Here is a 14078-nt window from a genome sequence, read left to right as displayed (position 1 = left end):
TTTTAATTTTAGTCTAAACTTTTTATGGTAATATAATAGCGATAGGCTAATATTGCTTTTTGCCATTTTTTTGCTTTTGTAACATCTAGTTTCTGTTTGGTAAAACTAGGGAGAATAATTTTATTCAATTTGGCTAAAAATTTATACATGAGTTTGTTTTTAACAAAGATACATAAAAAAGCATCCTTTTTTTGGAAGGATGCTTTATCTAAATTATATTTTTTTTAAAGCTTCACTTCTTCTTTTTTGTTCCGCTTTTTCTCTTTCCATTTCTGCTTTCATTCTTGCCATTTCCATTTTCATTCTTTCTTTTTCTGCTTCCATTCGCATTTTTAACGCTTCTTTTCTTTCCTTCATTTCCAGCTTGTGCGCTTCCATTGCTTCTTTATGTGCTCTCTTCATTTCTTCTTGATGGATTTTGTTTTCCTCATTTAAGGCATCTCGACTATTCATTTTCTCAACCTTATATTCATAAGCATATTGATGTTTTTTCATCATTTTTTCTTGATAGGCTTCCATTTCTTTTTCAAATTTTTCCATTTCTTTTTCAAAGTCTTTCATATCGGGTTCAAAATCTTCCATTTGCATTTCATACTTTTCCATTTCTCTTTCAAATTGTTCCATTTGTGGTTGCATTTTTTTCATGTTCATTTCGAATGCAGCCATTTTTTCTTCAAAATTTTTCATTGCCTGCTTATCACTCAAATCGGAAGGAACTTCTGGAGCTTGTGGAAAATTTGGAGGACTAGGAGGACTTGGCATAGATTTTAGCATTTTAGAAGATGGTGGTACAGGAGGCATTGGAGGTACAGGCATGTTTCCCTCATCATATGAATAAGCTAAAGCATCTTCTTCATCATTATCTTCACTCTCATAAGTGTAAGTTGCATTACTTTTATTTTCATTTGAAAGGGAAGTAAAGCCCATATTTCTTTTTCCATTGTTATTATTTATGAAAAAAACATAAGGTTTTATAGGTTCGTCTCCAGATATTTGCGTTGATCCTGAATTTCCTTTACCATCGTTGTAATCCATTTTTAAACTTACTATTTCTTCTTCTTTATTTCTTTTGATTTTTGAAACTTTAACCGTTAAATGATACTTTTCTTCAAGGTATTTAGTTTCTTTTTTAATTTCTTCATCTGTCGAATTTTTATCGATGCGAAGTTCAACTCTTTCTTGTTGTTGTTGATTATTATTTTGGTTTTCTTTCACTTGCGCAATGGTTTGAATTTGGAAAAAGAAAATAAAACCAATTAATAAAGGAAGTACCAAACAGTATTTCCAAAGTTGTTTTTTGTGTGAAGGATTGGTGTTTAACATAACGATTCGTTTTTTGATTAATGATTGATAAAATTGATTTGTAATTGATAATTGATTTGCACAAATAACTGCTTTTAATAAAGTTTTTTGGTATTCATACGTTTTATTGGATCTTGCAGAAGTTTGATGATCTGCAATGAATTCTAAATTTTCTAAAATAGCTTTTCTATAAAACCAGACTATAGGATTGGCCCAAAATAATAAACACAATAGTTTACTTATTAAAACATCAATGGAATGTTTTTGTTCTATGTGAATCTTTTCATGAATTAATATTAATTCTAATTCTTCAGTTGTAAAATGTCCTTTATTCACGACAAGGTAGTTGAAAAATGAGAAAGGATTCTGACATTCATTGGTTTCAACCAAAATAATTTTTTCTGACTTACTTTTATTTCCTTTTTTGATGATTCTGAAGAAAGAAATAAACTCTATCAATAGTTTGCTCAAAAAGAAAAAAGAAACTAAAAAATAACAGAGAAAAAATAACAGATTCCAATTAAATGGTGCTACTTCTACTTTATTTTCGAATGAATTTAATGGTAGGGTTTGATAAGCATAACCAGATGTAAGTGGTTCTGGATCTTTCCAAATAATAGTAGTAAATGAAATGAGTGGTAAAACGAATGAAGTTATTATACCTAAAAGCAAAAAACTGCGGTTAATTTGAAAAAAAGTTTCCTTTTTTAATTGAAAATGATAAATTAAATAGAAAACAACTAATAATCCATTTACTTTAAGAATATATAACATCAAGTTTTCCATATTACTTTTTCTTTTCTATGATTTCTAAAATTTCTCGAAGTTCGTCAGCTGAAATTTTTTCTTCTTCAGCAAAAAAGGAAACTAAATTTTTGTACGAACTGTTAAAGTAAGTATCAATAGCGCTGTTCATGAATTTTTTTCTGTAGTTTTCAATACTTACAAGAGGGAAATATTGATGCGTTTTTCCATAAGCAGTATAACCTACATATCCTTTTTCCTCTAAATTGCGTACTATTGTAGAAAGCGTGTTGTAATGTGGTTTGTCTTCTGTAATTTCTTCCATGATGTCTTTTACAAAAGCTTTTTTAAGCTTCCATAAAATCTGCATGATTTCTTCTTCTTTATTGGTTAATTTTTGCATAACTTTTTTTTGTTACACAAACATATAACTATATTTTTAGTTTTACAACTATTTTTATAGTTATTTAACTATTTTTTTAGTTTTATTTTTTTCTTTTTCTTTTTTAAGAAAATATAAAGTCAATCCCCCAAGAAAAGTACCAAATAGACCTATACTACCCATAAAGAACCAATTCCGTTGAAAACTATCATATTTTTCAATAATAAAAAAACCTGTTTTAGAAGAGAGAATATGTGCTAAGCTATAACTCATAGTAAATATAGCCATATATCTTCCTTCATGTCCTTTAGGTGCACGACTCATTGCGAAGGAATTAGAAAACGGAAAAGCAAGCATTTCTCCAAAGGTCATACAAAACATCATAATCCATAAAACAAATACCCATTGTTTTAAAAGAAGTAAATACATACATAAAGCCATTATAAAGGTTCCAATAGTAACCACTTTTGCTTTGTTCATCTTTCTGTTTTCTATATAGCTTACTAAAGGCATTTCCATGAAAAATATTAGAATGCCATTAAATGCTAATAATAAGCCTGTTTGAAATTCTGTTAAATTAAATTGCTTTTTATGATAAATAGGTAAAGTAGTAAATAATTGAAAAAAGATAATACCATTAATTAAACACATAAGTAAAAAAGTCCAAAAAGTAGTATCGCGAAAGACTGAAGTTGTTAAAATCTCTCCTGGATTTTTTTTATCTAAATAAGGAGAGTGCTCTTTTTCTTTTACTTTTATCCAAAATATAAGAATAGCAATAATACAAGTTATTCCATCTACCCAAAACAATCCTTTATAGCCAATATTCATTATAATAAGTCCTCCTAAAGCAGGTCCTGCTGCAAAACCTAAATTAACAGCTAATCGCACTAAAGTTAATGCTCGTGTTCTATTCTCTGGTTTAGCATAGGCACCTAATGACACAAACATGGCTGGACGAAACATATCGGCTATGGTCATAATTAAAAAAATGGCTATTAACAATCCTTCGTATGACGTAATATGTTGTAAACCAAAGAACATAAAACCGCTGGTTAATAAGCTAAAAATCATGACTTTGTAAAATCCGATTTTGTCAGCTAATTTTCCTCCTAACCAAGAGCCTAACATGGAACCGCAACCAAAACTAACCATTATCCAACCCACTTTATCTAATGAAAAACCTAAATCTTCATTTAAATATTTTGATAAGAAGGGGAGTACCATAGTTCCTGCTCTATTAATAAAAGTAATAAGAGTTAGAATCCAAATTTCTCTAGAGAAACCTTTAAAGTTTTCGATATATTTTAAAAATGCCTTCTTTATCATGATTTTGATTGATTTTCAAAGGTACGAAATAGGTTTTTTAAAATTATATAACTCAAAATATATATTTTTGTAAAAAAAAGATGTTAAGGATTTGGGTTTTATTATTATGTGTAGGGTTTTGTTTTGCTCAAAAGAGTGAAATAGAAGTAATACATGAATTTCAAAAAGAATTGAATGAAGAATTTTCTGACGTGAAAAAGAGCCCTTTAACGGAAGAAGATAGAGCACAGTTTAAGGGTTTGGATTTTTATCCGATTAATGAGAAATTAATTATTGAGGCTATTTTTGAGAAGGCTAAAAAAGAGATGCCTTTTAAAATGAAAACTTCTACAGATAGAACTCCAATGTATGTTAAATTTGGAACACTTCATTTTGAGATAGAAGGAAAGCCTTTCAGGCTAAATGTGTATCAAAATATAGAATTATCTAAAAAAACAGAATTTAAAGATTATTTGTTTTTGCCTTTTTCAGATATAACTTGTGGTAAAGAAACTTATATTGGCGGACGCTATATAGATATGCGAATTCCAAATTCAGATAAAGTAATTATTAACTTTAACAAAGCTTATAATCCTTATTGTGCTTATAATCATAAGTATTCATGTCCAATTGTCCCTTTGGAAAATGATTTGGATATTGCGATTGAAGCTGGTGTAAAAAAATTTCATGACTAATGTATTTCATCAATTTACATACACATTCTTTTTCGAATGATGCATCTGTTTTAGAAGTTGTAAATCAGTATCCTTGGGAATTTAATAAACACATTCCTCAATATTCCATTGGCATTCATCCTTGGTATATTGATGAAAATCGAGTTGCATCAGATTTAGCTTGTATTGAAGAGAAATTGGCTTCAGAAAATTGCATCGCTTTAGGAGAATGTGGTTTAGATAAACGTATAGAAATTCCTATGGAAATTCAATTACAGGTTTTTAAAGCACAATTGGCATTGGTACAGAAAACGAATAAACCTGTAATTTTGCATTGTGTGGCTGCTTACCAAGAAGTAATCGAAGTAAAGAAGGAAATGAATATTCAAAATCCAATGATTATACACGGTTTTTCTAAAAATGATCAGGTAGCGCAATCCCTTTTAGATAATGGTTTTTATTTGTCTTTTGGAAAGTATTTATTGCGTAATCCAGAATTAGAAAATGTATTTATGAATGTACCAATAGATCGATTTTTTTTAGAAACTGATACTATTGAAGAATCGATTGAACAGGTTTATAAAAAAGCTTCAGAAATAAGAAATATAGCTATTCATGAACTAAAAGAGATAGTCAGCAACAATTTTAGAATCATATTTAATAAACAACATTAAACAATTTAACAGTTAAACTTTTTAAACAAAAAGAGCAAATGGCAAAGTGGCAAGAAAGAGCAGTTTTATTATTTAAAGAAGAAGGAATGAATAAACTAACCAACGCAAATGTGCTAATCGTTGGTTTAGGAGGAGTGGGTAGTTTTGCAGCAGAATTTTTAGCACGGGCTGGAGTAGGAAGTATGACCATAGTAGATGGTGATACGGTTGATATTACCAATATTAATCGTCAGTTACCAGCATTGCATTCTACGGTGGGTGAACCCAAAGTAAAAATTGTTGGTGATCGATTATTAGATATAAATCCTGAATTGAAGTTGACTCGTATTCAAGAGTTTTTATCACCTGAAAGAGCTTTTGAATTAGTATCTCCAGAATTTGATTATGTTTTAGATTGTATCGATAGTGTTACTCCAAAATTAAACCTAATTATGGCTTGTAAAAGAAAGAAGGTTAAAGTAATTAGTAACATGGGAGCTGGAGGAAAATATAATGCTGAAAATGTAAAAGTAAGAGATATTAGTAAAACAGAATACTGTCCTTTAGCAAAAAATATAAGAAAACGATTAAAGGCAGAAGGTATTTCAAAAGGAGTTAAAGTAGTATATTCAGATGAGCGTCCTGATTATACAAGTATAAAAACTACAGATGGGACTAATTTTAAAAAGTCTTTTTATGGAACCAATAGTTGGATGCCTGCATTGTTTGGGTTACATGCTGCAGAAACAGTTGTGAAAAATCTTATTAAGTAATTTTTTATTATCTATCTGAATTGGGAGTACTAATTCAGATAGATAATTTAAATAAATTATTTAAATAAATCCATTCCTGGAATATTTGGCATACCTTCTTTAGCTACTGCTGCTAATTCTGTTTCGTGAACATTTGTAGCTTTTTCAATTGCTTTATTCAAAACGGTCACTAAATAATCTTCTAGCATTTCTTTGTCTTGTAATAAATCATCACTTAAGGTAATCGATTTTATTCTTCTATTAGCAGTCAAGGTTACTTCAAGAAGTCCGTCATTACTTTTTTCATCAATTAAAACCGTATCTAAGCGCTGTTTTGTAGCTTCAACTTTGGCTTGGGTTTCTTTAATTTTACCCATCATTCCCATAATGTCTCCAAACATAATATTTAATTTTTTTATTACTACAAAAGTACTAAATTAGCTTTCAACTTTAAACATATAACTTAATGAAAAATATTTCTTCTATTGTTATCATTTCTATTATTTTTGCTACTTCATGTAAAGATAAAAAGGAAGAAATGAAAGCAGAAATTCAACCACCTGTTGCTAAAATCGTACCACATACACTGGAAAAGCACGGTGATGTTCGTACAGATAATTATTTTTGGTTAAATCAAAGAGAAGATAAAGAAGTTATCGATTATTTGAATAAAGAGAATGAATACTATGAGAAGATGACCGCTCATACAAAATCATTTCAAGACGATTTATTCAAAGAAATGAAAGCAAGAATAAAAGAAGACGATAGTTCAGTTCCATATTTTTATAATGGGTATTATTATATTACTCGATATGAAACGGGAAAAGATTATCCTATTTATTCTCGTAAAAAAGGAAGTTTAGATGCCAAAGAAGAAATTATGTTTGATTGTAATGAAATGGCTAAAGGTAAATCTTATTTCAACTTAAATGGAATTAGTGTTAGTGAGGATAATAAATGGGTAAGTTTTGGAGTCGATTTAGTATCTAGAAGGCAATATACACTACAAATAAAGAATTTAGAAACAGGTGAAATTTTACCAGAGAAAATTGAAAATACAACAGGAAGTTCTACTTGGTCAAGTGATAATAAAACTTTCTTTTACACTAAAAAAGACCCAAAAACACTTCGTTCAGATAAAATTTATAAACATATTATACAAACTGAAGTTAAAAATGATCCTTTAGTATATCATGAAAAAGATGATACTTTTTATTCTTTTGTTTACAAAGAAAAGTCCAAAAAATATATTGTCATCGGTTCTACAAGTACATTAACTTCTGAATTTCAATTTTTAGAAGCGAACAATCCTAATGGGAAATTTAAAATGTTTCAAAAAAGAACTAGAGGTTTAGAATATAGTATTTCTCATTTTGGTAATGATTTTTATGTAGTTACTAATAAGGATAAAGCAACTAATTTTAAATTGATGAAAACATCTGAGAATACTACTTCAATGGAGAATTGGGTTGAAGTTATTCCACATAGAGAAGATGTTTTATTAGAAGGGATAGATATATTTAAAGATTATCTTGTGGTGGAAGAACGTTCAAATGGTTTAAATAAAATTCAAATTCGTCCATGGAAAGGGGAAGGTGCTTATTATTTACCTTTTGAAAGCGAAACTTATACAGCATATACTACGACTAATCCTGATTTTGATACTGATATTTTACGATTTGCTTATCAATCCATGCTAACTCCATCTTCGGTAATTGATTTTAATATGAAAACCAAAGAGAAAAAGGTGCTAAAAGAACAAGAAGTTTTAGGAGGAAAGTTTGATAAAAATAATTATGTAGAAGAAAGAATTTGGGCTACAGCAACGGATGGGACCAAAGTACCTATTTCAATGGTATACCGAAAAGGAATGAAAAAAGACGGATCCAATCCTTTCTTGCTGTATGCATATGGTTCGTATGGTGCATCTATGGATCCTTATTTTTCTACAACCCGTTTAAGTTTATTAGATAGAGGTTTTATTTATGCTATTGCACATATTAGAGGAGGTGAAGATTTAGGAAGACGATGGTATGAAGATGGTAAATTATTAAAAAAGAAAAACACATTTACCGATTTTATTGATTGTTCTAAATATGTAATAGCACAAAAATATACTTCTTCAAAGCATCTTTATGCAGAAGGTGGTTCCGCAGGAGGACTCTTAATGGGTGCAATAGTAAATATGGCTCCTGAATTGTATAATGGTGTAATTGCTCAAGTTCCATTTGTTGATGTAGTAACTACAATGTTAGATGATACTATTCCATTAACTACAGGGGAATATGATGAGTGGGGTAATCCAAACGAAAAAGCATATTACGATTATATGAAATCCTATTCACCTTATGATAATGTGATGGCGCAGGCGTATCCTAATATGTATGTTTCAACTGGTTTACATGATTCTCAAGTGCAATATTGGGAACCAGCTAAATGGGTTGCTAAATTAAGAGCTACAAAAACGGATAAAAATTTATTATTCTTAGATACTAATATGGATGCAGGACATGGTGGTGCTTCGGGTCGTTTTGAAGCATTAAAAGAAACTGCAAAAGAATTTACTTTTTTGTTAGATTTAGAGAATATTAAGGAGTAGTTAATTTTTTTTTGTTAAATTTGCAGGGTTTTGGGGTTGTTAAAATTACAATTTACCTCAAATATAATTTAGTTTTTATGAGAGAAGAAATAAATGCCTACAACAATGTTTTAGCGTTAATCGGTAATACACCTCTAATTAAATTAAATAGAGTAACTGAAAATATAAGTGGTAATTTTTATGCTAAAGTAGAAGCCTTTAATCCAGGACATTCTACGAAAGATAGAATAGCACTTTATATTATAAATGAGGCAGAAAGAAGAGGTATTTTAAAACCAGGTGATACAATTATAGAAACCACATCAGGAAATACAGGATTTAGTTTGGCAATGGTTAGTATCATTAAAGGATATGATTGTATTTTAGCAGTAAGTTCTAAATCTTCAAAAGATAAAATAGATATGCTTCGTACAATGGGAGCAAAAGTTTATGTTTGTCCAGCTAATGTTTCTGCAGATGATAAAAGGTCTTATTATAGTGTAGCTAAAAGATTACATGAGGAAACAAAAGGATCTATTTATATCAATCAATATTTTAATGATTTGAATATAGATGCTCATTATAAAACCACAGGCCCTGAAATTTGGGAGCAAACAAAAGGACAGATTACTCATTTGGTAGCTTGCAGTGGTACTGGTGGTACAATTTCAGGTACTGCTCGTTTCTTGAAAGAAAAAAATCCAAATATTCGAATTTTAGGTGTAGACGCTTATGGTTCTGTTTTGAAAAAATACCACGAAACAAAAGAATTCGACAGTGAAGAAATTTACCCATATCGTATAGAGGGTCTTGGTAAGAATTTAATTCCTACTGCTACCGATTTTGACATGATTGATAAGTTTATCAAAGTCTCTGACGAAGAAAGCGCTCATACAGCTAGAGAAATTTCAAGAAAAGAAGGTTTGTTTGTTGGTTATACTTCAGGAGCAGCTATGCAAGCTGTAAAACAATTCGCTGAAGAAGGTGAATTTACAAATGAAAGTAATGTAGTTGTAATTTTTCCAGACCATGGATCAAGATATATGAGTAAAATATATAGTGATGAATGGATGGGTGAACAAGGTTTCTTTGATAGCGTAAATATTGAAGAAGCCCAAAAAATTGAAATAATCAAGTAATTATTTAAATTGCTTTATTCATAAAAACAAAAACTCCGAGAAAACCTCGGAGTTTTTGTTTTTATTTGTGTATAATGTTTAATTTTTACTTTTACTAAGGTGTTTTTTGTAATTAATCCAAGCAATAATCCCAATTACAATTATTGCAGACAATATATATAAGTAATAAGTTACGTTTTGTCTCTCACCTGATGCATACGAGTGTAAACCACTTAAATGAAAATTAACGCCCACATAGGTCATTACAATAGATGCAAAGGCTAATACACTTGCAAAATTATAAAACCATTTTCCTCTTAGTCCAGGAACTAATCTGGCATGAATAACAAAAGCGTATACAAAAATACTAATTAATGCCCAGGTTTCTTTTGGGTCCCAACCCCAATAACGTCCCCAACTTTCATTAGCCCATTGACCGCCTAAAAAGTTACCAATGGTTAACATAACTAAACCTACCGTTAACGCCATTTCATTTATGTAACTTAATTCATCTATCGCTAATTTTGTTTTTTTAGCATTATCTTTATTGGTGAAAATCATTAAAAATAAAGCAACTAAACCCAGTATCATTCCTAATGTAAACGGACCATAGCTAGCAACAATTACCGCAACGTGTATCATTAACCAATACGAATTTAAAACGGGTTGTAGATTCCCAATTTCAGGATCCATCCAACTTAGATGAGCAACCATTAAAAGCATGGAAGTGACAAATGCAGTCGCTGCAATTGTAAGCTTAGATTTTCTACTAAATGCTACTCCAAAAAACATGGTTGACCAAGCTACATAAATCATACTCTCATAAGCATTACTCCATGGAGCATGACCTGATACATACCAACGGGCAATTAATCCTAAAGTATGTAAAATAAATAAGAAAGTAATTAATTGTTGGAAAAATTTAACAGTGTAATTTACCCATTTTGCAGAGGAAAATAATTGATAAATAGCAAAGCCTAACATCAGAACACCGGCAAGCATATATAGATAAAATAATCTTTTAAAAATATCGTATTTATTGTATAATACTTCAATTTTAATTTTTTCATCAGAAAGCATTACATTTTTACCATATTTCGATTGGTAATTTTTTAATCCAATAAGTAAAGAATTGGCTAATTTGTAATCGTTGTTTTGACTAGCTTTTGAAACTGCATCTAAATAAAATGGTACTACATTTTTTATACTGTCTAAGGCAGTATTTGTAGAATCATTAATTTCTAGATAAGACAACCATTTGTTGTTTTTGTCATTAGGAATAGGGAAAACACGTAATATTTTTCCGCTTAAAGCATCGTAAAGAAGGTTTACTTTTTTGTCTGCTTCTATGAAATCTTTCTGAAAACTATTTGCTACGCTAGCTTTATAAGCATCCTCTAAATAAGGAGCTAATTTATAGTTGCCTTTTTCGTCAAAAAAGTCAACCAAAGAAGCAAATTTAACTTTTGAATCAATTCCTGCGATTTTTCTAATACTGTCATTTTCTCTTTTTAAATAAATAATAGGAACAGTATACCAATATTGTGGAAATTGTGTCATGGAAATAAATGCTTGATCAGAATTCATACCATTATAAGTGTCGCTTTTGGAAACTTTACGTAACAATTCTGATGAAAAAGTATTTACAGGTTTCATCCTTCCTCCTTGATCCTGGATAACCATTTTTCCAAATTCTTCTGCATGTTCTTCAGAAACTTTGTATTTATTGATAAGCTCTAGTGCTTTTTTTGAATCTGTTGTTTCATTATTGTGTGTGTGCTCTTGCGAAAAACCTATCCATGTAAAGAAAAACAAAAACAAAGTAGCTAAAAGGTTTTTCTTTTCTTGTATTTTATTTATTTTTTTCTTTAAATCACCAAAACGAGTGTTTTTGTCAAACAATATAGCCATCAAACCAAAGTAGAGTAAAAAATAACCAATATAAGTTGTCCATGTTCCCCATTGGTCATGATTGACTGATAAATGTGACCCTTTTTCATCTGTATCAAAACTTGCTTGAAAAAAGCGATAGCCTCTATAGTCTAAAATGTTATTCATATAAATGCTGTCTTTAAAAATATTGTTGTTTTCTGTATCCTGAATTTCAACTTTACTTTTAAATGCTGAATAACTTTTTTCAGTTCCAGGGTATTTGTCCGCAATAAAGTCTTCTAGTTTTACATTAAAAGGCGTTTCATATACTTTACTTCCAAAGAATAGGGTGAAGTCTAGCTCGCCAATTTTTATCATTTGCGGAATACCTTGTGATCCTTTAGATCCTAACAAAGTTACTTTTTCTTCTTTATCCTGACTTTTAATAGTTACAACAAGTGCGTCTTGAGTTTCTTTATCTTTATAATTATTATTGGATTGATAACTCATTTTTCCTTTGATAGGTTTTTCGGGAAAAACAAATTGATTTCCAGCTAAACTATATAATGATCTTAAATACAGGGGTTGAATACTGTCTTTTGAAACATTTCCTTTAGATTGATCAGCCATTTTCATATAGCTGCCTTCAAATGGAGTTTGTATCTTTAAAGAATCATTAGAAAGAGAAATATTGATTGCTCCTTTTGTAGGATTATTAAATGCATATAAAATATTATGAATATTTTGAACTTGTCCTTCTTTTAAGTAATGTTCATGACGAGAGCCATCACTAGATTCAACTAATTTTAGATAATAAATTCCGTTTTTGTCTTCTTCAATCGTTTCTGTAGCATTCATAATAAAATCCTCATATTCTATTGAGTATGGAATGTTATTAAAATCACTTTTTATGGAAAAATCATTTGAAAAAAAAGGTTTTAAATACCATGCAACATTTTCAGGTGCAAAATAATTACTTTTCTCAAACGCTCTTCTTTTCATTTCACCCTTGTATTTACCATCGACAAAACCATATACAAATGTTTTATCTGAATATATTCTGTTTTCTGTTTGACCTTCTCTAATTAACATCATACCCTCATAACTAATATACCGCGTGATGAAAGCACCTATCAAAATAAATATAAAAGACAAATGCAATAATAATGTTGCCCATTTTTCTCTTTTATATAATTGATATCGCTTAATATTGCCGATAAAATTGATTACAAAAAAGACCATTATTACTTCAAACCACCAAGCGTTGTATATAATTATTCTTGCAGTTTCAGTGTTGTATGCATCTTCAATAAAAGTTCCAATAGCCATAGCAGCAGCAAAAATGATGAATAATACAGCCATTAAACGAGTGGAAAATAAGAAAGAGAATATTTTTTTATCCATTTTGTTGTAGTAATTTTAAACGTTTGCAAAAGTACTTAAAAACATACACTTTAGTGTTAAGTTTAACAAGTCTTTACTAAGATTTAAGAAAATAATTAATATAACATTTTAATTTCCTTAATGTCAAATTCTTTTATGCAATCTTCTTCTAAAAGTAGAATTAATTTGCCATTTCTTGAAACTCCTTTAATTATACCCATAAACCGCAATTTTTCTGAGCTTTCAAATGCCATTGGAATATCCTTTTTAAATAATAAACTATGATATTTCTCCCATAAATAATCAGGATTTCCAATTTCTTTTAAATTGTTTTCTAACTTATTTATTAGGTCAAGTAACAATTTTTCTTTGTCAAATTCTCTCTTTTTTAAAATTTTTAATGAGGAAGCTTGAGGTAGTTCCTCAAATTTTTCTTGATTCACATTTAAACCAATTCCAATAATTGATTTTGTTGTTCCATCAGTCTTAATGGTGTTTTCAATTAATACACCACAAATTTTTTTGTTTTCTGACAAAATGTCGTTTGGCCATTTGATGTTTAAGTCAGTTATTTCATTAATTTGTAATGCTTCAACTACAGCAATTGAGGTTGCAATGTTAATAGTAAATAGATTATTTAAATTGATGTTTTGAATCTCATAAAACACGCTAAAGGTTAGGTTTTTTCCGTCTTCAGAGTGCCAAGAAGCACCTCTTTGGCCTTGCCCTTTTAATTGTTTTTCAGTTACAACTGTAGTGAAATTTTCTATTTTTTTGGAAACTGACAATTCTTTTAAAAACTTGTTTGTAGAATCTATGGCATTGAGTTTGATAATATTCATTTACAAAATGTAAAGTTTTTTAATTTTAATCTTATGTTAAGGTTCAAAAATAAAGACAAAAAATGATAACTTTGCATAAACTTATAAAATTTAAATGGCAAAAAATAATAGTAACGACGATTTAGTAGTAAATATCATTAAGGGAATTGAAGATGTTAAAGGGGCTGATATAGATGTCCTAGATCTTAGAGAAATAGACAATACAGTATGCGATTATTTTATTATATGTAATGGTAACTCAAACACTCAAGTAGTTGCAATCGCAAATTCTATCCAAAAAGTAGTTTCTAAAGAGCTTAAAGAAAAACCATGGCATGTGGAAGGTCTAGAAAATGGAGAATGGGTATTAATGGACTTTGTAAATGTAGTGGTGCATGTTTTTCAAACGCATATTAGAGAATATTATAACATAGAAAGTCTTTGGGGTGATGCCAAAATAACTTCAATTCAAAGTAAATATTAAAAGAAAT

At 29.5% G+C, this 14078-nt stretch carries 13 protein-coding genes; 6 read left to right on the top strand and 7 right to left on the bottom strand.

Annotated elements, in window-relative coordinates:
- Positions 1-8: 8 nt before the first annotated feature.
- The 4 genes from HALO113_RS04945 to HALO113_RS04930 all read right to left on the bottom strand — a co-directional run bounded on the left by HALO113_RS04945 (position 9) and on the right by HALO113_RS04930 (position 3757).
- Positions 9-149, bottom strand: a complete 141-nt coding sequence (locus HALO113_RS04945; protein ID WP_159777968.1) for an SsrA-binding protein — start codon at positions 147-149, stop codon at positions 9-11.
- 64 nt (positions 150-213) lie between these two features.
- Complete coding sequence (locus HALO113_RS04940) at positions 214-2088, bottom strand: M56 family metallopeptidase (RefSeq protein WP_159777967.1); 1875 nt, start codon at positions 2086-2088, stop codon at positions 214-216.
- Between the two features lies 1 nt (position 2089).
- Positions 2090-2449, bottom strand: a complete 360-nt coding sequence (locus tag HALO113_RS04935) for a BlaI/MecI/CopY family transcriptional regulator (RefSeq protein WP_159777966.1) — start codon at positions 2447-2449, stop codon at positions 2090-2092.
- Positions 2450-2509: 60 nt separating this feature from the next.
- Positions 2510-3757 (bottom strand): MFS transporter, encoded by a 1248-nt coding sequence (locus tag HALO113_RS04930; RefSeq protein ID WP_159777965.1) that lies wholly within the window; start codon positions 3755-3757, stop codon positions 2510-2512.
- An 80-nt stretch (positions 3758-3837) separates the two neighbouring features.
- Between HALO113_RS04930 and HALO113_RS04925 the strand changes: the two genes are divergently transcribed.
- Genes HALO113_RS04925 through HALO113_RS04915 form a run of 3 tightly spaced genes read left to right on the top strand, consistent with a single transcriptional unit; the run spans position 3838 to position 5836 of the window.
- A complete protein-coding gene (locus tag HALO113_RS04925) occupies positions 3838-4431 on the top strand; it encodes a DUF1684 domain-containing protein (protein ID WP_159777964.1) in 594 nt (197 codons plus the stop codon).
- Entirely contained in the window at positions 4431-5084 is a 654-nt protein-coding gene (locus HALO113_RS04920) for a TatD family hydrolase (RefSeq protein WP_159777963.1), read from the top strand. The genes HALO113_RS04925 and HALO113_RS04920 overlap by 1 nt, the downstream gene beginning before the upstream one ends.
- Positions 5085-5122: 38 nt before the next feature.
- On the top strand, positions 5123-5836 hold the full coding sequence (locus tag HALO113_RS04915) for a ThiF family adenylyltransferase (RefSeq protein WP_159777962.1): 714 nt from the start codon (positions 5123-5125) through the stop codon (positions 5834-5836).
- A gap of 56 nt (positions 5837-5892) precedes the next feature.
- On the opposite strand, the gene HALO113_RS04910 is transcribed toward HALO113_RS04915, so the two are convergent.
- Entirely contained in the window at positions 5893-6216 is a 324-nt protein-coding gene (locus HALO113_RS04910; RefSeq protein ID WP_159777961.1) for a YbaB/EbfC family nucleoid-associated protein, read from the bottom strand.
- A gap of 137 nt (positions 6217-6353) precedes the next feature.
- Between HALO113_RS04910 and HALO113_RS04905 the strand changes: the two genes are divergently transcribed.
- The gene (locus HALO113_RS04905; RefSeq protein ID WP_159779555.1) at positions 6354-8414 is read left to right on the top strand and encodes a S9 family peptidase; all 2061 of its coding nucleotides are present in this window, start codon (positions 6354-6356) and stop codon (positions 8412-8414) included.
- 77 nt (positions 8415-8491) lie between these two features.
- Positions 8492-9532: a PLP-dependent cysteine synthase family protein gene (locus tag HALO113_RS04900; protein ID WP_159777960.1), complete on the top strand. Its 1041-nt coding sequence runs from the start codon at positions 8492-8494 to the stop codon at positions 9530-9532.
- A 78-nt stretch (positions 9533-9610) separates the two neighbouring features.
- Here the strand turns inward: HALO113_RS04900 and ccsA are convergent, their stop codons facing one another.
- Together ccsA and HALO113_RS04890 are read right to left on the bottom strand one after the other, a co-directional pair.
- Positions 9611-12787: a cytochrome c biogenesis protein CcsA gene (gene ccsA, locus HALO113_RS04895; RefSeq protein ID WP_159777959.1), complete on the bottom strand. Its 3177-nt coding sequence runs from the start codon at positions 12785-12787 to the stop codon at positions 9611-9613.
- Positions 12788-12882: 95 nt separating this feature from the next.
- Positions 12883-13608 carry a biotin--[acetyl-CoA-carboxylase] ligase gene (locus HALO113_RS04890; protein WP_159777958.1) on the bottom strand — a complete coding sequence of 242 codons (726 nt, stop codon included), beginning with the start codon at positions 13606-13608 and terminating at the stop codon, positions 12883-12885.
- A gap of 94 nt (positions 13609-13702) precedes the next feature.
- Between HALO113_RS04890 and rsfS the strand changes: the two genes are divergently transcribed.
- Positions 13703-14071 carry a ribosome silencing factor gene (rsfS, locus tag HALO113_RS04885; RefSeq protein ID WP_159777957.1) on the top strand — a complete coding sequence of 123 codons (369 nt, stop codon included), beginning with the start codon at positions 13703-13705 and terminating at the stop codon, positions 14069-14071.
- Positions 14072-14078 lie beyond the last annotated feature (7 nt).

It is taken from the genome of Flavobacterium sp. 9AF, assembly GCF_902506265.1.
Lineage (GTDB): Bacteria > Bacteroidota > Bacteroidia > Flavobacteriales > Flavobacteriaceae > Flavobacterium.
Note: the sequence above shows the minus strand (reverse complement) of the source record. Positions and strands in the feature narration are given on the sequence as shown.

Excerpts from the sequence above, each read along its gene's own strand:
- HALO113_RS04945 (WP_159777968.1), bottom strand. The coding sequence starts at position 149 with ATGTATAAATTTTTAGCCAAATTGAATAAAATTATTCTCCCTAGTTTT.
- HALO113_RS04940 (WP_159777967.1), bottom strand. The coding sequence starts at position 2,088 with ATGGAAAACTTGATGTTATATATTCTTAAAGTAAATGGATTATTAGTT.
- HALO113_RS04935 (WP_159777966.1), bottom strand. The coding sequence starts at position 2,449 with ATGCAAAAATTAACCAATAAAGAAGAAGAAATCATGCAGATTTTATGG.
- HALO113_RS04930 (WP_159777965.1), bottom strand. The coding sequence starts at position 3,757 with ATGATAAAGAAGGCATTTTTAAAATATATCGAAAACTTTAAAGGTTTC.
- HALO113_RS04925 (WP_159777964.1), top strand. The coding sequence starts at position 3,838 with ATGTTAAGGATTTGGGTTTTATTATTATGTGTAGGGTTTTGTTTTGCT.
- HALO113_RS04920 (WP_159777963.1), top strand. The coding sequence starts at position 4,431 with ATGTATTTCATCAATTTACATACACATTCTTTTTCGAATGATGCATCT.
- HALO113_RS04915 (WP_159777962.1), top strand. The coding sequence starts at position 5,123 with ATGGCAAAGTGGCAAGAAAGAGCAGTTTTATTATTTAAAGAAGAAGGA.
- HALO113_RS04910 (WP_159777961.1), bottom strand. The coding sequence starts at position 6,216 with ATGTTTGGAGACATTATGGGAATGATGGGTAAAATTAAAGAAACCCAA.
- HALO113_RS04905 (WP_159779555.1), top strand. The coding sequence starts at position 6,354 with ATGAAAGCAGAAATTCAACCACCTGTTGCTAAAATCGTACCACATACA.
- HALO113_RS04900 (WP_159777960.1), top strand. The coding sequence starts at position 8,492 with ATGAGAGAAGAAATAAATGCCTACAACAATGTTTTAGCGTTAATCGGT.
- ccsA (WP_159777959.1), bottom strand. The coding sequence starts at position 12,787 with ATGGATAAAAAAATATTCTCTTTCTTATTTTCCACTCGTTTAATGGCT.
- HALO113_RS04890 (WP_159777958.1), bottom strand. The coding sequence starts at position 13,608 with ATGAATATTATCAAACTCAATGCCATAGATTCTACAAACAAGTTTTTA.
- rsfS (WP_159777957.1), top strand. The coding sequence starts at position 13,703 with ATGGCAAAAAATAATAGTAACGACGATTTAGTAGTAAATATCATTAAG.